Source organism: Streptomyces sp. CY-1 (assembly GCF_047218265.1).
GTDB classification, from domain to species: Bacteria; Actinomycetota; Actinomycetes; order Streptomycetales; family Streptomycetaceae; genus Streptomyces; species Streptomyces niphimycinicus.
In genome coordinates, this window is the sequence record NZ_CP178393.1 from 4,688,808 (window position 1) to 4,707,936 (window position 19,129).

The 19,129-nt window shown below is 72.1% G+C and carries 16 protein-coding genes; 9 read left to right on the top strand and 7 right to left on the bottom strand.

Annotated features, from left to right (window positions below; genetic code table 11):
- Nucleotides 1-243 precede the first annotated feature (243 nt).
- From ACK1X7_RS19890 to ACK1X7_RS19900, 3 genes are all read right to left on the bottom strand, one after another.
- Complete coding sequence (locus ACK1X7_RS19890) at nucleotides 244-846, bottom strand: CGNR zinc finger domain-containing protein (protein WP_385156635.1); 603 nt, start codon at nucleotides 844-846, stop codon at nucleotides 244-246.
- Between the two features lie 547 nt (nucleotides 847-1,393).
- Nucleotides 1,394-2,560, bottom strand: coding sequence for a uroporphyrinogen-III synthase (locus ACK1X7_RS19895; protein WP_385140615.1), 1,167 nt, complete (start codon nucleotides 2,558-2,560; stop codon nucleotides 1,394-1,396).
- 213 nt (nucleotides 2,561-2,773) lie between these two features.
- Nucleotides 2,774-4,177, bottom strand: coding sequence for a nitrate/nitrite transporter (locus ACK1X7_RS19900; RefSeq protein ID WP_413115420.1), 1,404 nt, complete (start codon nucleotides 4,175-4,177; stop codon nucleotides 2,774-2,776).
- Between the two features lie 409 nt (nucleotides 4,178-4,586).
- On the opposite strand from ACK1X7_RS19900, the gene ACK1X7_RS19905 reads away from it, so the two are divergent.
- Nucleotides 4,587-5,006, top strand: a complete 420-nt coding sequence (locus tag ACK1X7_RS19905; RefSeq protein ID WP_413115421.1) for a DUF6247 family protein — start codon at nucleotides 4,587-4,589, stop codon at nucleotides 5,004-5,006.
- Nucleotides 5,007-5,194: 188 nt separating this feature from the next.
- On the opposite strand, the gene ACK1X7_RS19910 is transcribed toward ACK1X7_RS19905, so the two are convergent.
- The gene (locus tag ACK1X7_RS19910) at nucleotides 5,195-6,172 is read right to left on the bottom strand and encodes a LysR family transcriptional regulator (RefSeq protein ID WP_390794939.1); all 978 of its coding nucleotides are present in this window, start codon (nucleotides 6,170-6,172) and stop codon (nucleotides 5,195-5,197) included.
- Between the two features lie 114 nt (nucleotides 6,173-6,286).
- Between ACK1X7_RS19910 and ACK1X7_RS19915 the strand changes: the two genes are divergently transcribed.
- From ACK1X7_RS19915 to yicI, 5 genes are all read left to right on the top strand, one after another.
- Nucleotides 6,287-7,723 carry an MFS transporter gene (locus tag ACK1X7_RS19915; protein WP_413115422.1) on the top strand — a complete coding sequence of 479 codons (1,437 nt, stop codon included), beginning with the start codon at nucleotides 6,287-6,289 and terminating at the stop codon, nucleotides 7,721-7,723.
- Between the two features lie 182 nt (nucleotides 7,724-7,905).
- On the top strand, nucleotides 7,906-9,210 hold the full coding sequence (locus ACK1X7_RS19920; RefSeq protein ID WP_385140631.1) for an extracellular solute-binding protein: 1,305 nt from the start codon (nucleotides 7,906-7,908) through the stop codon (nucleotides 9,208-9,210).
- A complete protein-coding gene (locus tag ACK1X7_RS19925) occupies nucleotides 9,207-10,127 on the top strand; it encodes a carbohydrate ABC transporter permease (RefSeq protein ID WP_385140633.1) in 921 nt (306 codons plus the stop codon). The genes ACK1X7_RS19920 and ACK1X7_RS19925 overlap by 4 nt, the downstream gene beginning before the upstream one ends.
- A 71-nt stretch (nucleotides 10,128-10,198) precedes the next feature.
- Entirely contained in the window at nucleotides 10,199-10,963 is a 765-nt protein-coding gene (locus ACK1X7_RS19930) for a carbohydrate ABC transporter permease (RefSeq protein WP_050994104.1), read from the top strand.
- 19 nt (nucleotides 10,964-10,982) lie between these two features.
- On the top strand, nucleotides 10,983-13,250 hold the full coding sequence (gene yicI / locus ACK1X7_RS19935) for an alpha-xylosidase (RefSeq protein WP_385140636.1): 2,268 nt from the start codon (nucleotides 10,983-10,985) through the stop codon (nucleotides 13,248-13,250).
- 9 nt (nucleotides 13,251-13,259) lie between these two features.
- Here yicI and dacB read toward each other — a convergent pair whose 3' ends face one another.
- Complete coding sequence (dacB, locus tag ACK1X7_RS19940; protein WP_385140638.1) at nucleotides 13,260-14,834, bottom strand: D-alanyl-D-alanine carboxypeptidase/D-alanyl-D-alanine endopeptidase; 1,575 nt, start codon at nucleotides 14,832-14,834, stop codon at nucleotides 13,260-13,262.
- A gap of 124 nt (nucleotides 14,835-14,958) precedes the next feature.
- On the opposite strand from dacB, the gene ACK1X7_RS19945 reads away from it, so the two are divergent.
- The gene (locus ACK1X7_RS19945; protein ID WP_385140641.1) at nucleotides 14,959-15,360 is read left to right on the top strand and encodes a DUF3592 domain-containing protein; all 402 of its coding nucleotides are present in this window, start codon (nucleotides 14,959-14,961) and stop codon (nucleotides 15,358-15,360) included.
- Between the two features lie 19 nt (nucleotides 15,361-15,379).
- Here the strand turns inward: ACK1X7_RS19945 and ACK1X7_RS19950 are convergent, their stop codons facing one another.
- A complete protein-coding gene (locus tag ACK1X7_RS19950; RefSeq protein WP_385140644.1) occupies nucleotides 15,380-16,072 on the bottom strand; it encodes a TetR/AcrR family transcriptional regulator in 693 nt (230 codons plus the stop codon).
- A gap of 98 nt (nucleotides 16,073-16,170) precedes the next feature.
- Between ACK1X7_RS19950 and ACK1X7_RS19955 the strand changes: the two genes are divergently transcribed.
- On the top strand, nucleotides 16,171-17,109 hold the full coding sequence (locus ACK1X7_RS19955) for a zinc-binding dehydrogenase (protein WP_385140646.1): 939 nt from the start codon (nucleotides 16,171-16,173) through the stop codon (nucleotides 17,107-17,109).
- A 300-nt stretch (nucleotides 17,110-17,409) separates the two neighbouring features.
- On the opposite strand, the gene ACK1X7_RS19960 is transcribed toward ACK1X7_RS19955, so the two are convergent.
- Entirely contained in the window at nucleotides 17,410-18,702 is a 1,293-nt protein-coding gene (locus ACK1X7_RS19960; RefSeq protein WP_398160323.1) for a helix-turn-helix domain-containing protein, read from the bottom strand.
- Between the two features lie 146 nt (nucleotides 18,703-18,848).
- On the opposite strand from ACK1X7_RS19960, the gene tgmA reads away from it, so the two are divergent.
- Nucleotides 18,849-19,127, top strand: a complete 279-nt coding sequence (gene tgmA / locus ACK1X7_RS19965) for a putative ATP-grasp-modified RiPP (RefSeq protein ID WP_398160322.1) — start codon at nucleotides 18,849-18,851, stop codon at nucleotides 19,125-19,127.
- The last annotated feature ends 2 nt before the right edge of the window (nucleotides 19,128-19,129 follow it).

A 19,129-nucleotide genomic window follows, 5' to 3' on the forward strand; every position in this document is an offset into this window, starting at 1 on the left:
ATCTTTGCGTACGCAAGCCGCCGGGTCGAGGGGGGTACGGGCTGGAAACGCTCGGCGTTCATCGGCCACCGTGTGATGTACGTCCCAATTCCGGGCTGAACATCTCCCCCTGTGCGATGCGTACTTGAGACCGAGTAGGCCGACGCCGGGCGGGTGTCGGCCATCAGGAAGGGCTCCCTCCCCAAATCCGCCCCGCAGGCCCCGGTCCCCCCATCCGGGGCCTGTGTCATGTCCGGATCTGGTTCATGCTTTGCTGAAGTTTGGGTTTAGACGACGGCGGTGCCGGGCAACTCGTTCGCGGTTTCCGCAGATTTCACTGGAGCACCAGCGCCTCCGGCGACCGCGCGAGGTGTCGAGGTAGACCAGCGAACAGGTCTCCCCCTCACAGCGCCGCAACTGCCCCCGGGCCACCGGGTCGGTGAGCAACTGCACCGCGTCCCGGGCGATCTGGGAGAGCAACGCACCGCAGTCGGGCTTCCCGGCGAGGGCACGCACCAGGGCGCCGTCGGGGGTCCGTACGGCACGCAGGGCGGGCGGGGCGGTGGCGGCCAGCGCGTTCATCCGCTCCAGATCGGCTCCGGCGGCGTGGCCCTCGACCTCGGTGTGGACGATGCGGTGCAGCAGATCGCGGGCCGCCCGGAAGCGGACGAGCCAGCGGTGATCCACGACATCGAGCGGCGTGCCACCGGGCACCAGGCCGGCACCGAGCAGCCAGGCCCTGAGGGGCTCCACACCACCGAGCCGCTCGACGGGCGTCTCGCTGAGCCGGCCACCGACGGTGGCCACCAGGTCCAGGCAGATCCGTCCCGAGTCGAACCGCAGGTCGTAGCCCGACGCCGCCGCCATGTTCCTGTCACCCCTTGGGGAAGGCCCGATCCGGTCACCCTTCAGAGTGCCCGCCCCGCGTGTCCCCCGGAACCCCTTCGGGGGCGAGGTGGGGCGAACGCCTCGCGAACGCTTTGGGCTCCGCCGGGGTGACACCGGGCCGCACACCGGGTGCGGGCCGTGCGCGCCTCCGGCGGAAGGTCCCCCACCCCGCCCCTTCCCGAAACCATGGGGCTCCGCCCCCTGGACCCCCGCCGGGGCTCCGCCCCGGACCCCGCTCCTCAAACGCCGGAGGGGCTGAATTCCCGGCTCCGCCCCTCGCCCCACTCCTCAAACGCCGGAGAGGCTGCATTCACACCACCGGCGCGCGGACGCCGACGAGACGGGAGGGGGCGGGGTCGCAGGGGTGGTGTCCTGGACGCTTACGTGTATTTGTGGCGCCAATCTCCGGCCCACCTCACGTCCCCGGTCAATGGCGCCGTAAATATACGGTCCAGGGCGCCGCCCCGGAGGCCCCGCACCCGCCACCCACCACGAACAGCAGGCACACCACGCCCCCGGTGAGCCGCTACGCGTCCGCGTACTTCGTTTCGGCCGACGGGTCCAGCGCCAGCCTGTACCCCCGCTTGACCACGGTCTGGATGAGCTTGGGGGAGCCGAGGGCCGTACGCAGGCGGGCCATCGCCGTTTCCACCGCGTGTTCGTCGCGGCCCGCGCCCGGCAGGGAGCGCAGGAGTTCCGCGCGGGCCACGACCCAGCCGGGGCGCCGGGCCAGGGCGCGGAGCAGAGCCATCCCCGCAGGTGGCACGGTACGGAGTTCGCCGTCGACGACCACCGCGTGGCCGCGGATCTCCAGGCGTCGCCCGGCGACCGGCAACGGGCGGACCCGGCCCGGGAGTTCCGCGGTCAGCAGTTGGACGAGGGGGCCAAGGCGGAACCGTTCGGGCTGGGAGGTGGGTATGTCGTGGGCCTCCAGCGGGAGCGCGGTGACCGGGCCGACGCAGGCCGCCAGCACGTCATGGCGGAGCGCGTCCAGGAGTTCCTCGCGCATGCCGCGCCGTTCGGCCCGGTCCAGCAGGCTCGCGGCGGCGGGGGCGCTGGTGAAGGTGACGGCGTCCAAGGCGCGGGCGACCGTCGCGTCCAGCAGTCGGTCCACGGGCCCGATGTCCTCCGGTGGCATCCAGCGGTAGACCGGCACCCCGACCACCTCCGCTCCCCCGGCGCGCAGCGACTCGACGAAGCCGGGCAGCGGCTCGCCGTGCAGTTGGATGGCGATGCGCTGCCCCTCGACGCCCTCCTCCAGCAGCCGGTCGAGCACCTCGGCCATGGACTCGGAGGGCGGTGACCACTCCTCGGTGAGCCCGGCGGCCCGGATCGCCCCGCGTACCTTGGGCCCTCGGGCCAGCAGCCGCACCTCGCGCAGCCGGTCCAGCAGCGCGTCGCCCAGGCCCCAGCCGTCGGCGGCCTCGACCCAGCCGCGGAAGCCGATGGCGGTGGTGGCGATGACGACATGCGGGGCGTGGTCGATCAACTGCTTGGTGGCGGCCAGGAGTTCGGAGTCGTCGGCCAGCGGCACGATCCGCAGCGCCGGCGCGTGCATCACGGCCGCGCCGCGCCGCCGCAGCAGCGCGCCCAGCTCATCCGCGCGCCGTGCCGCGGTGACCCCCACGGTGAATCCGGCGAGCGGGCCGACGGGGGCTTCGTCGCCCGCGGCTCCGGTCTGTTCTCGGTGCATGGCTCTCGTCCCGATCTCCCGATTCACTCGCGTATGGGCGCCTCCGTTCCGCATCCTGTCGCCGTCCCGTGACGGTGGCGGTTCACGGAGGTTTCCCACCTGTAACGGAGCGTACGGCCAAGGGCGGAGGCCCGGGGGCCCGGGGGCCGGGGGGCTTCCCCAGCCGACCGTACGCCCCGAGCCGCTCAGACATCCGCGCAAGCGGATCGCCGCTCAGACATCCGCGTACGCGGCTTGCCGCTCCGGCCGCGGATCATGCGTGTCCGGCTCGGCGCCGGGCGCCAGCGCCGAGGCCGGGCGAGCACCGCGGAGGTATACGGCCCAGGTGGCCGCGGAGCATACGGCGTAGAAGGCGAGGAAGGAGACGAAGGCGGGAGTGCCGGAGTGGGCGCGGGCGAACGACTCCCGGAAGACGAGGTTGATCCCGAGCCCGCCGAGCGCGCCGACCGCCCCGATCAGCCCCATCGCCGCGCCCGAGAGCCGCCGCCCGTAGGAGGCGGCCTCCTCGCCCGCGAGGCCCCGGGCGAGGGCCTTGGCCTGGAAGATGCCGGGGATCATCTTGAAGGTGGCGCCGTTGCCGAGCCCGCTGAGGACGAAGAGGGCGATGAAGCCGGTGAGGAAGATGGGCAGGGACTTCTGCGCGGAGGCGTAGACGACCACGAGGGTCGCGGCGGCCATGGCGGCGAAGTTCCACAGGGTGATCTTCGCGCCGCCGTAGGTGTCGGCGAGCCGCCCGCCGACGGGGCGGATGAGCGAACCGAGCAGCGGCCCGATGAAGGTGAGCGAGGCGGCCTGAAGCGGGGTGCGGTCGAACTGGTTCTGAAGCACCAGACCGAAGGCGAAGCTGTAGCCGATGAACGAGCCGAAGGTGCCGATGTAGAGCAGCGACATGATCCAGGTGTGGGCGTCCCGCGCCGCTTCCTTGGCCGCCCCGGAGTCGTTGCGCACCGGCGCCAAATTGTCCATGAACAGCGCCGAGAGCACCGCCGCGACCACGATCAGCGGAATGTAGACGGCGAGCACGAGCCGCGGATGGGCCGCCCCGGCGGTGCCGATGACCAGCAGCCCGATCAACTGGATCACGGGCACACCGATATTGCCGCCGCCCGCGTTGAGCCCGAGCGCCCAGCCCTTCTTCCTGAGCGGATAGAAGGAGTTGATGTTGGTCATGGACGAGGCGAAGTTGCCGCCGCCGACACCGGTGAGCGCCGCGACCACCATGAAGGTGGTGTAGGAGGTCCCGGGTTCCAGCACCACGGCGGCGGCGACCGCGGGTACGAGCAGCGTCGCCGCGCTGATGACCGTCCAGTTGCGCCCGCCGAACCGCGCGACGGCGAAGGTGTACGGGACCCGAAGGATCCCGCCGACCAGCGTGGGCATCGCCACCAGGAAGAACTTCCCGGCCGCGTCGACGCCGTACTCCGGCCCCATGAACAGGACCATCACCGACCACAGGCTCCAGATGGAGAACCCGATGTGCTCGGAGAGGATCGAGAAGACCAGATTCCGGGTGGCGATCCGCTCCCCCTTCTCCCTCCAGAAGGTCTCGTCCTCCGGGTCCCACTGCTCGATCCAGCGGCCCCCCTCGCGTGCGGCGGTGGTGGTCGGGGCAGTCATCACGCCTCCACAGTTCTCGGTGTCGCTGCCCGACGGTAGGGACGGCGCATTACCGCGCTGTGGCGGCAGGTGACACGGACGAAACCTTGCACTCACCTGCGGGGGCGGGGGTCGGTGAGGGGTTTTCCGGGGGCGCGGGGCCCCGGTGCCGGGGGCCGGGGTGCCGGGGTGCCGGGCCTCGGGGCACGGGCCCGGGGTCCCGAGCCCCTGGGACTCCGGGACCCCGAGCCCCCGGGACCCCGGGGATTCCCTCATGCGGTGGAGTCGTAGCCATCGCATACGCGACGCGAGGTATCGCCCGGTACCGTACGCGGTGCACCCCCGCCCGCCCCGCCGGAGGATCGCATGAGCAGCCAGCCGGACCACCCGCACGTGCCCGTCATCCCGCAGCCAGCCGGACCACCCGCACGTGCCCGTCATCCCGCAGCCGCCGATGACGCGGGACGCCTTGCGGGAAGCGGTCAAACGGCTCGACCTGGCGCGCATCGCCGAGTTCGACCGCGAGTTGGGCGAGGCGTTCGACCGCGCCGTGCAGACCGCTTCGACCACGCCGATGCGGCTGTTCCTGGAGAAGTGGGCGACGGTCGTCGCGATCGAACGCCTCCCCGGGAGGTTCCACGCCATGCGTGAGGCGGAGCGGGTCACCGGCGATCCGCGGGCCACGGAAGAGGAGTTCCGTTCCGCGCAGCAGACCATCGCCCGCATCCTCCGCGAGGCATCCGCCGAGGCCGGGGCCGCCGGGTCAACACACGGGGCGAAGGCGTCGAGGACACCGTCGGCTGGGCCTGGGAGTACAACCCCGACGCCGAGTGGGTCGTCGGCGGCATGAAGGACGCGGACCGGCGCGCGGTCGAGGTGATCGGCAGCGCTCTGGCCGATCTCGCGGCCCAGGGGCTGGCCCGGACGGTCTCCTCGATGACGACCCCGAACCCCATCGCCTGCGCACGTACAGCGTCGAGACGATGCTCGTCTGGTACCAGGTGATTCCGCATCGCATGCGCGTCTACATCAACCGCGTCAATCTCCGATCATCACGCCCGCCTCCGGGCGTGGCAGCCAGGCGCCCGGTGGGCGGGCGAGCCAGTCGGACGTGGCGGCGAGCGTGCGGGCCGCCGCGTGGAGGGCGTCCAGGCCGGGGTGGCGCAGGTCGCGGCGCCAGAGCAGGGAGACCGGAGAGAGCGGGACCGGGTCGGTGAGGGGGCGTAGCACCGTGCCGGGGAGGTGGATGAACACCTCGCTGGCCAGCACCGACCAGCGGCGCTTGGTCACCACCCGGATGAACTCCTCGTCCCCCTCGATCTCCGGGAACGGCTCCGCCATCGCGATCCCGCGCCCCGCGAAGAGCTGTGCGGCCAGGTCGGTCCACTCGGTGGTGGTGGGATTGCCCGCCGCCGCGTACAGGGTCTCGCCCGCGAGCGCGGCCAGCGGGATCTCCTCGAGCCCGGCCAGCGGATGGTCTTCGCGCAGGACCACGGCGATGCGCTCATAGCGGATGAGGCGGTGTTCCAGCCGGGCGAGCACGGCGGGGTCGAGGCCGTGGGCCCGGCCGAAGGAGACGTCGAGGCGGCCGGCGAGGAGTTCGGCGGCGGCCCCGGCCAGGCCGCTGTGGAAGCGGGCCACCAGTTCGGTCTCGGGGCCGAGGCGGTGCCGCGCCTCCGTCAGCACCCGGTTCCCCGTGCTCACCGGGGCGCCCACGTCCACCAGCAGCGGGCGGCGCTCGGCCCCGCTGAAGGCCGCCGCCAGGTCGTCCTGGGCCTGGAGCACCCGCCGGGCGTACGGGAGCAGCCGCTCACCCGCGGCCGTGAGGGCGACCTGGCGGGTGGTGCGCACGAACAGCTCCGCGCCCAACTCCCGCTCCAGGCGCCGGATGTCGCGGCTGAGGGCCTGCTGGGCGACGTAGAGGCGGGCGGCGGCGCGGGTGAAGTGCAGTTCGTCGGCGACGGCGGTGAAGGCGCGCAGCAGGCGCGATTCGATGTCCCGGTTCACGCGCACCATGGTGACCGACGCGATCCTCGATCCTTCACCCGCTCGGCATTGACAACGGATATGCGTGAATGGGCCCGGATCAGGTGTTGGACCGGCCCCGGGCGGCCCCGCGACCGTATGGGGGTGATCCTCTTCCTCGCCTCCCGGCCCGTCGTGCCGCGTCCCTCCCGCCCCGCCTCCCGGCCCGTCGTGCCGCGTCCCTCCCGCCCCGACTCCCGGCCCGTCCTCCCCCGTCCCGCCCGTCCCGACTCCCGGCCCGTCCTCCCCCGTCCCGCCCGTCCCGGCTCCGGCCCCGCCTCCCGGCCCGGCGCCGCCCCCGCCCCGCCGCGCCGCCGCCGGTCGCCGCTCGCCCCGTACCGACGGCTCTTCGCCGCCCCCGGCGCGCTCGCCTTCACGCTCGCGGCCCTTGTCGGACGGCTGCCGGGCTCGATGCTCGGCGTCTCCACGGTGCTGATGATCGCCACGGTGCGGGACTCGTACGCACTCGCGGGCGCCGTCTCGGCGGCCGGAGTCGCGGTGACGGCGCTCGCGGGGCCGCTGCTGGGGCGGCTGGTCGACCGGTACGGGCAGGCCAGGGTCGCGGTCCCCGCCGTCCTCGTCTTCGTGGCCGGGGCGACCGCCATGGTGCTGTGCGTCCACTTCGGCGCCCCGGCCTGGACGCTGTTCTGCTGCGCGGCGGGCTCGTCCGGCGTGCCCGGCCTGGGCGCGATGACCCGCGCCCGCTGGGCCGCGCTGCACCGCGACGACCCGGCCGCCCGGCACACCGCCGCCTCCTTCGAACAGGTCGTGGACGAGGTCTGCTTCATGGCCGGGCCCGCGCTGGCCATGGTGCTGTGCACCGCGGTGCTCCCCGAGGCGGGGCTGGTCACGGCGGCGGCGCTGCTGCTCACCGGCACCCTGCTGTTCGCCGCGCAGCGCCGCACCGAACCGGCGCCGGAACCGCACGCCGCCCGGGGCCGCGTGCTCGGCACCCCCGCCCTGCGCGTCGTCCTGTTGACCTTCCTCGCGACCGGCGCGGTCTTCGGCTCGATGGAGGTGGCGACGGTCGCCGCCGTCGGCTCGTACGGGGGCTCCACGGCGAGCAGCGCCGTCCTCGCCCTCCAGGCCGCCGGTTCCTGCGCCGCCGGGCTGGTCTTCGGTGCGCTGCCACCGCGCGGTACGGCCGGAGGGCGCCTGGTGGCGGGGGTGGCCGCGATGGCCCTGGCCGTCCTCCCCCTCCTGACCGCCCACAGCCTCGCCACCCTCGCCCCGCTGCTCTTCCTGGCGGGCATGGCCACGGCCCCCACGATGATCACCGGCATGACCCTGGTGCACCGTCTGCTCCCCGCCGCCCGCCTCAACGAGGGGATGACCACCGTGTACACCGGTCTGCTCATCGGCATCTCCACGGGCGCCGCGGTGGGCGGCTGGACGGTGGACCACCTGGCCCCCACCTCGGCCTACCTCACCCCGGCGCTGGCGGCCGCCCTCGCCTTCGCCATCGCCTGGTCGGGGCGGCGTTGTCTGCGGGCCTCGCCACGGTCCGTACCGCAGGCACCCGCCTCGGAGAGCCGGCCATGACCAGATCGCCGCGACACACGGAGATCCCCGCCCAGTTGCGCCGCACCACCCCTGCCCGCTCGCGCCCGTTTTATCAACGGCATTGACATATCTCGCTCACCCCTCGTATACCTCTCCCCATCGAAGCGCTTCGACGAACGTTGCACGTGCGCCATTCCTTCCCACCCTCCCGGAGGCAGCGGATGTTGACGGCACGGAAACGGACGAAACGAACGGTGGCCGTCATCGCGGCCGCGCTCGCGGGAGCCCTGGTCATGGCGGGTTGCGGGGGTGGCGGGGACGAGGCCGGGGACGGCAAGTCGCTCAGGCTGTGGCACTACGAGGCGCCCAACAGCGCCATGGGCATCGCCTGGAAGCAGGCCATCGAGGAGTTCAAGAAGAGCCATCCAGGCGTCACGGTGAAGGTCGAGGAGAAGGGCTTCGAACAGATCCAGAAGACCGCCTCGATGGTCCTCAACTCCGGTGACGCACCCGACCTGATGGAGTACAACAAGGGCAACGCCACCACCGGGCTGCTCTCCAAACAGGGCCTGCTCACCGACCTCACGCCGCAGGTCACCAAACGCGGCTGGGACAAGCCGCTCAGCCCCGGGGTGCGCACCACCAGCCGCTACGACGCACAGGGCGTGATGGGCTCCGGCAACTGGTACGGGATCCCCAACTACGCCGAGTACACGATGGTCTTCTACAACAAGACCCTCTTCGAGAAGCACCACATCAAGGTCCCGGCCACCTTCGCCGAATTCACCGCCGCCCTTGCGGCGTTCAAGGACAAGGGCGTCACCCCGCTCGCCAGCGCGGGCGCCGAATACCCCGCCCACCAGTACGTCTACCAGCTCGCCCTCACCAAGGCCGACCGCTCCTGGGTGGACGCCTACGAGCGGTACAAGGGCAAGCCGGACTTCCACGACGCCGCCTGGACCTATGGCGCCACCACCTTCGCCGACTGGGTGAAGAAGGGCTATATCGCGGGGAGTTCGAGTGGCGCCAAGGCGGAGGACGCGGGCGCGGCCTTCATCGCCGGAAAGTACCCGATGTTCTTCTCCGGCAGTTGGTGGTTCGGCCGCTTCACCTCCGAGATGAAGGACCGGTGGGGCACCTTCCCCTTCCCCGGCTCCAAGCTCACCCTCGGCTCCGGCGGCAATCTCTGGGTCGTCCCCAAGGGCGCCAAGAACAAGGAGCTCGCCTACGACTTCATCGACATCACGATGAAGAAGGGCATCCAGAACACCCTCGGCAACCACGGCGGAGTGCCCGTGGCCGCCGATCCATCGGCCATCACCGACCCCCAGTCCAAGAGCCTGATCCAGGACTTCACCGCCTACGCCGACAGCGACGGCCTGGCCTTCTACCCCGACTGGCCGGTCCCCGGCTTCTACGACACCCTCGTCTCCGAGACCCAGAAGCTGATCACCGGCAGCGCGGATCCCGACGGGTATCTGGACGCGCTGAAGAAGGCGTACGACGCGGGCGCGCCGAAGGGATGAGCGCCCACAGCAAGGCACCGCCGCTACGGCGCCGCGAGTATCCGTACGCCCTGTTCCTGCTCCCCGGCGCGCTCGCCTTCCTCGCCGTCATCGTCGTCCCGTTCCTGATGAACACCGGGATCAGCCTCACCCACTGGCAGGGGGTGGGCAGCCCGAAGTGGGCCGGGCTGGACAACTACCGCGCCCTGCTGGACGACTCCGCCTTCTGGGAGTCCTTCCGGCACAGCCTGGCCATGGTGGTGGCGATGGCCGTGCTCCCCACCGCGCTGGGCCTGGTGCTGGCCGCCGCGCTCTTCGACTACGTCGCCAAGCACATCGGCACCCGCACCGCGAGCGTGCTGCGCGCCTGCTTCTATCTGCCGCAGGTGCTGCCGATCGCGGTGGCCGGGATCGTCTGGAGCTGGATCCTGGCCCCGGAGGGCGGCGCGCTGAACGAGGCCCTGGACGCCGTCGGCCTCGGCTCGCTGCGCCATGACTGGCTGGGCGACCCGGACTTCGCGCTCTACAGCGTGATGGCCGTGATGGTCTGGGTCCAGCTCGGCTTTCCGCTGGTGGTCTTCATGGCGGGGCTCCAGCGCGCCGACCCGTCCCTGCACGAGGCGGCCGAGCTGGACGGGGCCTCGTGGTGGCGGCGGTTCTGGCATGTGACGCTGCCGCAGATCCGCCCGGAGATCTCCGTCGTGCTGCTGTGGTGCACCATCGCGGCGCTCAAGGTCTTCGGCGCGGTGTATGTGCTCACCAAGGGCGGGCCCGGTGGGGCCACCAATGTCCCCTCGTACTTCTCCTTCCAGTCCTTCTTCGAGAAGACGCAGGTCGGCTACGGCTCCGCGGTCTCCACCGCCCTCACCGTGATCATCCTGGCGCTGGCCCTGGTGGCCTTGCGCCTGCAAACCCGGGCGGAGGACGAGCAGCGGTGAACGCCCTCGAGCGACACCAGGCCCCGGCCCGCTTTCCGGTGCTGGCCGCGCTGAGCGTGGCGGCCGTACTCATGGTGCTGCCGTTCCTCGTGGTGGCCCTCAACGCGGTGAAATCGCCCGCCGAGTACTCCGCGAACGGCCCGCTGAGCCTGCCCGAGGGGATCCATCTGGACGGGCTGCGGGACTTCTGGCAGCGGGTCGACTTCGGCCGGAAGCTGTTCAACTCCGCGCTGATCTCCGGCTCGGTGGCGGTGCTCGCCGCACTGCTGTCGGTGCTCAACGCGTATGCGATCGGCATCGGGCGGGTCAAGGGCCGCCCCTGGGTGCTGGCCTTCTTCGTCCTGGCCAACATGCTGCCGCAGGAGGCCCTGGTCTATCCCGTCTACTACCTGTCCAAGCAGGTGGGCCTGTACGACACCCGGCTGAGCGTGATCATCGTCTTCACCGTGATCCAGTCGGCGTTCGGCACCTATCTGCTCTCCTCCGTGCTCGGCGCCTTCCCCAAGGAGGTCATCGAGGCGGCCCGGATCGACGGCGCCAACAAGTGGCAGGTGCTGTGGCGGGTGGTGGTGCCGGTCAGCCGCCCCACCCTCGGGGTGCTGCTGGTCTTCTTCTTCATCTGGACCTGGAACGAGTTCCTGCTGCCCCTGGTGATGCTGATCTCCAACGACAACCAGACGGTCTCGGTGGCGCTCGGCGTCCTCCAGGGCCAGCGGCTGATGGACGCCACCATGACCAACGCGGCCGCCCTGCTCGGGGTGCTCCCCGCGTTCTGCTTCTTCCTGATCTTCCAGCGGACCCTGACCCGTGGCATCGCCATGGGCGCGGTCAAATGACGAGGAGGGCCGCATTCGCATGAAGTTCAGCGATGGCTACTGGAGGCTGCGCGAGGGCGTCCGCGCCGCGTACCCGCAAGGGGTGCTCGATGTGGAGACCGGCCCCGGCACCCTCACCGTCCACGCCCCCACCCATCCCGTCCGCCACCGCGGCGATCTGCTCAAGGGCCCGGCCCTCACCCTGACCTGCGCCTCCCCCATGCCCGATGTCATCGCCATCCGGATCACCCACTTCGCCGGCGGAGTGGAGCGCGGCCCGTCCTTCGAGATCGCCCGCCAGGAGTGCGACACCGAGGTGAGCTGCGACGCCGAGGAGGCCCGGCTCACCTCGGGCGCGCTCTCGGTGCGCTTCGCCCGCACCGGGCCCTGGCGGATGGACCTAGAAGCCGCCGGGCGCACGCTCACCAGCAGCGGCGCCAAGGACATGGGCATCATGGAGACCCCCGACGGCCACCACCACCTGCGCGAACGGCTCGCGCTGCGGGTCGGCACCTCCGTCTACGGCCTCGGCGAGCGCTTCGGCCCGCTGGTGCGGAACGGCCAGACCACCGACATCTGGAACGCCGACGGCGGCACCGCCACCGAACAGGCGTACAAGAACGTCCCGTTCTTCCTCACCGACGCGGGCTACGGCGTCTTCGTCGACCACCCCGGCCGGGTCTCCTTCGAGGTCGGTTCGGAGGCGGTCTCCCGGATCCAGTTCAGCGCCGAGGACCAGGAGCTGACGTACTACGTCATCCACGGCCCCACCCCCAAGGAGATCCTGCGCCGCTACACCGCGCTCACCGGCCGCCCCGCGCTGCCGCCCGCGTGGTCCTTCGGGCTGTGGCTGTCCACCTCCTTCACCACCTCCTACGACGAGGAGACGGTCACCGGCTTCGTGGACGGCATGGCGGAGCGCGGACTGCCGCTGTCCGTCTTCCACTTCGACTGCTTCTGGATGCGCGAGTACCAGTGGTGCGACTTCACCTGGGATCCGCGGGTCTTCCCCGACCCGGAGGGCATGCTGCGCCGGCTGCGCGAACGGGACCTGCGGATCTGCCTCTGGATCAATCCGTACATCGGCCAGCGCTCCCCGCTCTTCGCCGAGGGCAAGGCGGCCGGTTATCTGCTCAAGCGGCCGGACGGCTCGGTGTGGCAGTGGGATCTGTGGCAGCCGGGCATGGCGCTGGTGGACTTCACCAACGCCGACGCCCGCGCCTGGTACGCGGCCAAACTGACCGCGCTGCTGGACATGGGCGTGGACTGCTTCAAGACCGACTTCGGCGAGCGGGTGCCCACCGATGTGGTGTACGCGGACGGCTCCGACCCCGAGCGGATGCACAACTACTACACCCACCTCTACAACCGCACCGTCCACGAGGTGCTGCGCGAGCGGCGCGGTGAGCGCGAGGCGGTGGTCTTCGCGCGCTCGGCCACGGCGGGCGGCCAGCGGTTCCCGGTGCACTGGGGCGGCGACTGCGAGTCCACCTACGAGGCGATGGCCGAATCGCTGCGCGGCGGGCTCTCGCTGGGTCTTTCCGGCTTCGGCTTCTGGAGCCATGACATCGGCGGCTTCGAGGGCACCCCGGACCCGGCCCTGTTCAAGCGGTGGATCGCCTTCGGGCTGCTGTCCTCGCACAGCAGACTGCACGGCTCGTCCTCCTACCGGGTGCCCTGGCACTTCGACGAGGAGTCGGTCGAGGTGCTGCGCCACTTCACCCGGCTGAAGCTGCGGCTGATGCCGTATCTGTACGAGGCGGCGCGGCAGGCGCACACCGAGGGGGTCCCGGTGATGCGCGCCATGGTGCTGGAGTTCCCCGACGACCCGGGATGCGCGGGCCTGGAGCGGCAGTACATGCTCGGCGGCGATCTGCTGGTCGCCCCGGTCTTCGACGACGAGGGCGAGGTGAGCTACTACGTGCCCGAGGGCGTCTGGACGCATGTGCCCAGCGGGCGGACGGTGCACGGCCCGCGCTGGGTGCGCGAGACCCACGGCTTCCTCAGCGTCCCGCTGCTGGCCCGGCCCGGCGCGGTGATCCCGTTCGGGGCGGCCGACGACCGCCCCGACGCCGACTGGGCGGACGGGATCACGCTGCGGGTGTACGAACCGGCGGCGGGCCGCCCGGTCACGGTGCGGGTGCCGCGCCCGGACGGCACGACGGCCGCCACCTTCACCGTCGTACGGGACGGGGCGGAGCTGCGCGCCGAGGCCACCGGCACCTCGGCGCCCTGGCGGCTGGAGGTGGCCGGCGGCGCGTCGGCTGACGCGGCGGCGGGGACGGCGGTGGTGAGGCTGCCGCTCTGACGCTACGGCTCAGCAGCGCCGGGGCTTGGCCCAGGCGCATTCGAGTCCGGCGTCGGCCGTGGCGTCCGTGGCGCCCCGTACGGCACGGGGCCGCACCGCCTCCGCATGGCCCTCGCCGGACTTCGCGAGCGTCACCACGATCGCGTCCTCCAGGCTCTTCACCGAGTCCGCGAGGTAGTTGTTGAGGACGACGCTGTAGACCAGCTCCCTGCCGTCCGCGTCGGTGACATAGCCGGAGAGCGCGGAGGCGCCGGTCAGGGAGCCGGTCTTGCCGCGTGCGTTACCGGCCGCCGGGGTGGAGCACATCCGCGTCCGCAGCGTGCCGCCCACGAACCGGTCCGGGGCGCAGGCCACCGGCAGCGAGGCGTACCAGTCGGCGTACCAGGGCTCGTGGCGCACCGACAGCAGCAGCTCGGTGAGGCGCCCGGCCGCGATGTTGTCCATCCGGGACAGCCCCGAGCCGTCGACCTGGCGCACCGCGCCGGTGTCCACGCCCTGTTTCTTCAGCCAGTCGGCGATGGCACCGAGCCCCGCGTCCCAGGTGCCGCGACCGGCTGTCTCGTAACCGATGGCCTTGGTGAGCGCCTCGGCGTGGATGTTGTTGGACAGCTTCATGAAGGGGATCAGCAGTTCCTTGAGCGGCATGGAGCGGTGCGCGGCGAGCGTCCGGGCGTCCGCCGGAGCGGCCCGGCCCAGGCGGGTGGGCCCGGCCACCCGGACGCCGTGCCGGTGGAGGGCGTCGGCGAAGACCGAGGCGGCGTAGCCGGTGGGCTCCCAGACGCTGACCCACTCCTTGGCGGTCGCCGCCCCGGCCGGAATCGCGCCGCTGACGGTGATGGTGTTGGAGCCGTGCCCGCGCTCGACGGTGAGGCCGCCGCTTCCGGTGGTCGCGCGGTTGTCGATCCGTACGTAGGAGTTCGGCGGCGTGACGGTGACCTTCGGCCGGTCACCGGCGGCCGCGCCCGGGGCGACCTCGACGATGACGCTGCCCGCGTCGTAGTCGGTGTCGGGGGCGAGGGTCAGCGCGGAGATCTGCGCCGCGTAGTACGAGGACTCGTCGTCGGCCGCCCAGGAGCGGCCCACCCGCTGCGCGTCGAAGCGGGTGTCATCGGCGATCAGCCGCCCGGTGACCTTGCTGATGCCCGCGTCGGCGACGCCCTTGGCCAAGCGGTCGTAGTCGCCCGCGAGCATCGTGGGGTCACCGGTGCCGCGCAGATACAGATCGCCCCGGAGCGTACGGCCGTGGCGGCTGCCGTCGGCCAGGACATCGGTGTCGAAGCGGTGGTCGGGGCCGAGCAGCCCCATGGCGGCGGCCGAGGTGAACAGCTTGGTGTTGGAGGCGGGCATCAGCCGGTCGTCGGCCCGGTGCCGGTAGAGGGCGGCGCCGGAGTCGGCGTCGGCGACCACCACCCCGGCCGCGCCGCCCTTCAGCAGGGGGTCGGCCAGGATCGTGTCGAGGGCGTCGCCGATCCCGGCGCGGGAGGTGTCCGCACCGGCGGGCGAGCTCCAGGTGAGGGTGCAGGCGAGTCCGATGACGAGGGGCCAGATCCAGCCGCTCACACGACGCTTCATGGGTCTGCTCATGTCACGGGAGGATCCCGCACCCCGTCATTTCGCGACAGAGCGCGGGGCCGGCAACCGACGCTCCGGATCAACGCGTCTCCTGTGGCGAGCGGGGGATGCGAACACGACGAGAGGCGGTTCATCGATGGCCGTGCCCGGAGCCGATCTGCTGTGTATCGCGGTCGGCCTGCTCATCCACGCCTGCGCCGTCCGCGACGTCCGGCTGGTGCGGCGGCTGCGCCGCGAGGGGCTCCGTACGGAGGGGCTGGTGGTCGCCAACATCGTCAACCGCCGGGACGAGAGCACGACCCAGACGCCGGTCATCCGGTTCCACGACCACCACGGCTACCTGGTGGAGTTCACGACCGCGATCCAGGGCTTGGGGATGGGGCTGGCGACCGGCCGGAGAGTGGACGTGGTGTACCTCCCGGGCAGCTCGCACAAGGCCCGGGTGTACATGCGGCGCCAGATGGTGGGCCCGGCGGTGGGCATGACCCTGATCGGCTCGCTCTTCCTCGGCCTCGGCCTGGTGATCGCCTTCACCTGACCGGCGGCCGGGCCGAACCTCAACCGCCGTCCCCACTGGGCGCGGCCGTCAGGGCGAGGCTGCCGGGGAGGGTGGCGACGGCCTGGCGGAGGCGGGCGGCCAGCTCCTCGGCGGTGGGCGGCTCGGTACGGCCCGCCCCGCGCGCCCCGCCCGCCCCGTCGGCCTCTTGGGCCTGCGCCACCCAGCTCGCCAGCGCCCCGTGGAACGCGGCGACCAGCATGTCCACCGCCAGCCGCGGCCGCAGGTCGCCCGGCCCGCCGAGGCCGAACCGGCGGTGCAGGATCGCCAGCGCCTCCTGCGTGGTGGCCTCGCAGAACTGGAGGCCGTGCGCGCCCATCGAGGGGGTCCGCTCGGCCAGCCGCCGGCTGAGCAGCATCCGCCGGGCCCAGCCCTCGTCGTCCATCCGCTCCAGCGCGGCCAGCAGCGCGTCCCGCCCCAGCTCCACCACGGGCAGCGCGCCCGGGTCCGCGGTCTCCAGCTCCTCCAGGAAGGCCCGCCACAGGTCCTGGTCGGGGGCCATCGCGACATCTTCCTTGCTGGTGAAGGTGCGGAAGAAGGTGCGCTTGGAGACCTCCACCTCCTCGCACAGCTCATCCAGCGTCACCCCGCCGAAGCCGCGCCGGGTGAACAGCTCCAGCGCGGTGTCTATCAGCGCCTGACGGGTGCGCCGCTTCTTGCGTTCGCGCAGTGAGGAGCTGGGAGCGGCAGTCACGGCGAAAAGTGTAGCCGTCGGCAGTGGTGCCACTTGCGCGCTTTTGCCACTCAGTGGCATAACTGTGATCGTCACCCTTCATCGAAAGGCGAACCGCCATGCGCGCCCTGCTCGTTGACCACTCCGCCCCCTCCGGCCTCCGCCTCGGCGAGACCGCCGACCCCGAACCCGCCCCCCACCAGGCCCTGGTCCGGGTGACCGCCACCTCCCTCAACTACGGCGAGGTCGCCCACCGGACCGAGGCCCCCGAAGGCACCGTGCTGGGCTGGGACGCCGCCGGAGTGGTCGAGCGCGCGGCCGCCGACGGCTCCGGACCGGCCGCCGGAACCCCCGTCGTCACCCTGGGCGCGGACGGCGGCTGGGCGGAACTGCGCGCGGTGGACACCGCGATGCTCGGCGTCCCGCCCACCGGTGCCGACCCCGGCGCGATCAGCACCATCCCGGTCGCGGGCGGCAGCGCCCTGCGCGCCCTGCGCCGGATCGGCGACACCCTCGGCCGCCGCATCCTGATCACGGGCGCCACCGGCGGCGTCGGCCGCTACGCCGTCCAGCTCGCCCGGCTCGGCGGCGCCCATGTCATCGCCTCCACCGGCGACCCGGCCGCCCACGGCAACGGCCTGCGGACACTGGGCGCCCACCAGGTGGTCAAGGACCCGACGGAGATCGACGAGCCGGTGCACGGAGTGGTCGACAACGTCGGCGGACCCCAGTTGGTAGCGGCATACGACAAACTCGCCGCACACGGCACCCTGGTCTCCGTCGGCCATGTCACGGGCCAGCCCGAGACCTTCCCCTTCGGCGCCCTCTACGGCAACGAAGGCCGCCACAACCGCTCGATCGTCACCTTCTACCTGCTGGACCGCCCCGACATCGGCGCGGACCTCACCTGGCTCGCGGAGCGCGTCGCGACGGGCGACCTGGACCCCCAGATCACCTGGCGCGGCGGCTGGAACCGAGCCGAGGAGGCCGTCACCGCCCTGCTGGACCGCCGTCTCCACGGCAAGGCGGTCCTGGACATCGGCCGGTCCACCGGCTGAACGCCGACCCTACGCGCGGGTGAGGCGCACCATCACCGTCAGCACCGGCGCCTCCGCCGAGGACCGCGCGGTGCCCACCACCGCGTACCCCCACGAGGCGTACAGGGCCCGCACCTTCCCGCCCTGGTGAGCCGGTTGGCCTAGATATGGCCAACGGGCTCACCGGCCCCGTACGCCACCACGGCCTCCCACCCCGGCTCCCCGGCATGCCGCCGCGGCCGCTCCCCGAACGCCTCGGGTGCGTAATGCGGCAGATGGAGCTTGTGCGCCCAGCACTCCCGATAGATGTCCAGCAGCGCGTCAGCCGGGCAGGGCCCCGGTGCGGGCCGCGAATTCCCGCACACCCGGTACGCGGGCGGGCCGGTACAACAGGTCCGCCGTCAGGGCCCGAAGCGCCGGCCGCCGCACTTCCTGCGGCGCCTCCCGCTCCACCTTGCGGAGCGCCGCGAAGGTCTGCGGCTGGTCGCCGAGGGCGTGCCACATGCGGGCCGTATCCGTCCAGGCGCGGGCACGGCGCTCCGCCGTCGGCATGCGGTCGATGTTCAGCCTCGCGGCGACCTTCACACCCTCATCGGGCGTGCCGAGTGCGTTGAGCACGCCGATCCGGTAGACGTCCACCTGCGTCCGGCTGGCATCCACGGTGAACAGCCCCGGCACCGCCTGGCGCCGCTCCGTCTCCTCCTGGGCCTCGTCCAGCAGGTCCAGCGCCGTGGCACGGTCCCTGCCGGTGGCCGCTGTGTACGCGGCCGTCAACATCAGCGTCGTACGCACAGCCCCGGTCGGCGACCGGCCGACATCCAGATCGGCCGCCTCCTGAGTGAGCAGCCGCACCGCGGCCGCGCACCGCCCCGACCGCCGCATGGTGATCGCGAGGACCCGGGAAGACTCCCCGATCGGAACCGGGTGGCCACTGGCCCGGGCAGCGGTCAGCGCCCGGTCGGCAGCCACCCAGGCCGCGTCGTTGTGCTGCTTCAGCGCCAACTCGGCGGCCAGCACATATGCCCGTGCGAGCACCATGCTCGCCTCCTCTCGCGCCCGCCCGCTCGACGCGTCCCGCGTCGCCGAGACCGCGGCCAGCAGACCCGGGAGCGCGCGGCCGAGAGAGGTGTAGCGAGCGGCGCGGAAGTCCCGCCGTGCGGCCGCTGTCTGCTGAACAAGACGGGCCGGCGGAGCCGGGGCAGCGGAGGGAAGCCGGAAGAGAGCATCCTCGAGGCCGGCCGCCGGGTCGAATGGGCCGGACGCCGCATCGGCCCGGGCGCCGCTCACAAAAGCCGTCGCTCCGGCCGCCAACGCACCGGTGAGCAGTTCCCTACGACGCACCGCATCCTCCTCGTCCGATGGACGCTCCACCGTATCGACCGTGGGTGGGCCCGGCACAGGAGTCACGGTCAGCCGGTCGAGTGGGACGTTCAGGAACGCTGCGAACTGCGCCAGGGCGTGGTAGTCGAGCCGCATCCGGCCGGACTCGATCCGGGAGACGGCCGACGCGGAGTAACCACACGCCTGGCCGACTTGCGCCTGGGTGAGGCGGGCAGCGCAGCGGGCGCCGCGAAGGATCGACCCGATGTCAACTCTCGCTGTACGAACGTCCATAGGTACCTCCTACGGAACAACGGAACTGACGACCCTAGGGGTACCGCAGGCGGGTGGGGAGGGCGTATGGAAGCACGCCATATGCGCATTCGGCACACGGTGTGCGGCCCGTCGTCTCACGCTCCCGCACGAGGCGGCGGGCCGCGATGGTGATGTCACGCCCGGCGGCGGGCCGGGCGTTTCCCACGGCATGCGGCCGCCCGTGGGGCCTGCGCCGACTCGGCCCGTATCCCACGACGGCGGAGATGCCGTTCACCACCGTCACCATCGACCCGGACACCCAGACCGGCGTGTTCCGCGACCGTGACGGCCTGGCGGTCGAGATGGGCAGGCACGGCACCAGCTCGGCCACCTCGACATCGACCGTGACGAACCTGGACTCGCGCAACGACGCGGGCTCCGACCAGGACTCCCAGCAGGACTGACA

Coding starts and splice junctions, on each gene's coding strand:
- ACK1X7_RS19930 (WP_050994104.1), top strand. CDS start 10,199: ATGGTGCTGCCGTTCCTCGTGGTGGCCCTCAACGCGGTGAAATCGCCC.
- ACK1X7_RS19900 (WP_413115420.1), bottom strand. CDS start 4,177: ATGACTGCCCCGACCACCACCGCCGCACGCGAGGGGGGCCGCTGGATC.
- ACK1X7_RS19960 (WP_398160323.1), bottom strand. CDS start 18,702: ATGGACGTTCGTACAGCGAGAGTTGACATCGGGTCGATCCTTCGCGGC.
- ACK1X7_RS19910 (WP_390794939.1), bottom strand. CDS start 6,172: ATGGTGCGCGTGAACCGGGACATCGAATCGCGCCTGCTGCGCGCCTTC.
- ACK1X7_RS19945 (WP_385140641.1), top strand. CDS start 14,959: ATGGCCGTGCCCGGAGCCGATCTGCTGTGTATCGCGGTCGGCCTGCTC.
- tgmA (WP_398160322.1), top strand. CDS start 18,849: ATGGTGATGTCACGCCCGGCGGCGGGCCGGGCGTTTCCCACGGCATGC.
- ACK1X7_RS19925 (WP_385140633.1), top strand. CDS start 9,207: ATGAGCGCCCACAGCAAGGCACCGCCGCTACGGCGCCGCGAGTATCCG.
- ACK1X7_RS19890 (WP_385156635.1), bottom strand. CDS start 846: ATGGCGGCGGCGTCGGGCTACGACCTGCGGTTCGACTCGGGACGGATC.
- ACK1X7_RS19955 (WP_385140646.1), top strand. CDS start 16,171: ATGCGCGCCCTGCTCGTTGACCACTCCGCCCCCTCCGGCCTCCGCCTC.
- yicI (WP_385140636.1), top strand. CDS start 10,983: ATGAAGTTCAGCGATGGCTACTGGAGGCTGCGCGAGGGCGTCCGCGCC.
- dacB (WP_385140638.1), bottom strand. CDS start 14,834: ATGAGCAGACCCATGAAGCGTCGTGTGAGCGGCTGGATCTGGCCCCTC.
- ACK1X7_RS19895 (WP_385140615.1), bottom strand. CDS start 2,560: ATGCACCGAGAACAGACCGGAGCCGCGGGCGACGAAGCCCCCGTCGGC.
- ACK1X7_RS19920 (WP_385140631.1), top strand. CDS start 7,906: ATGTTGACGGCACGGAAACGGACGAAACGAACGGTGGCCGTCATCGCG.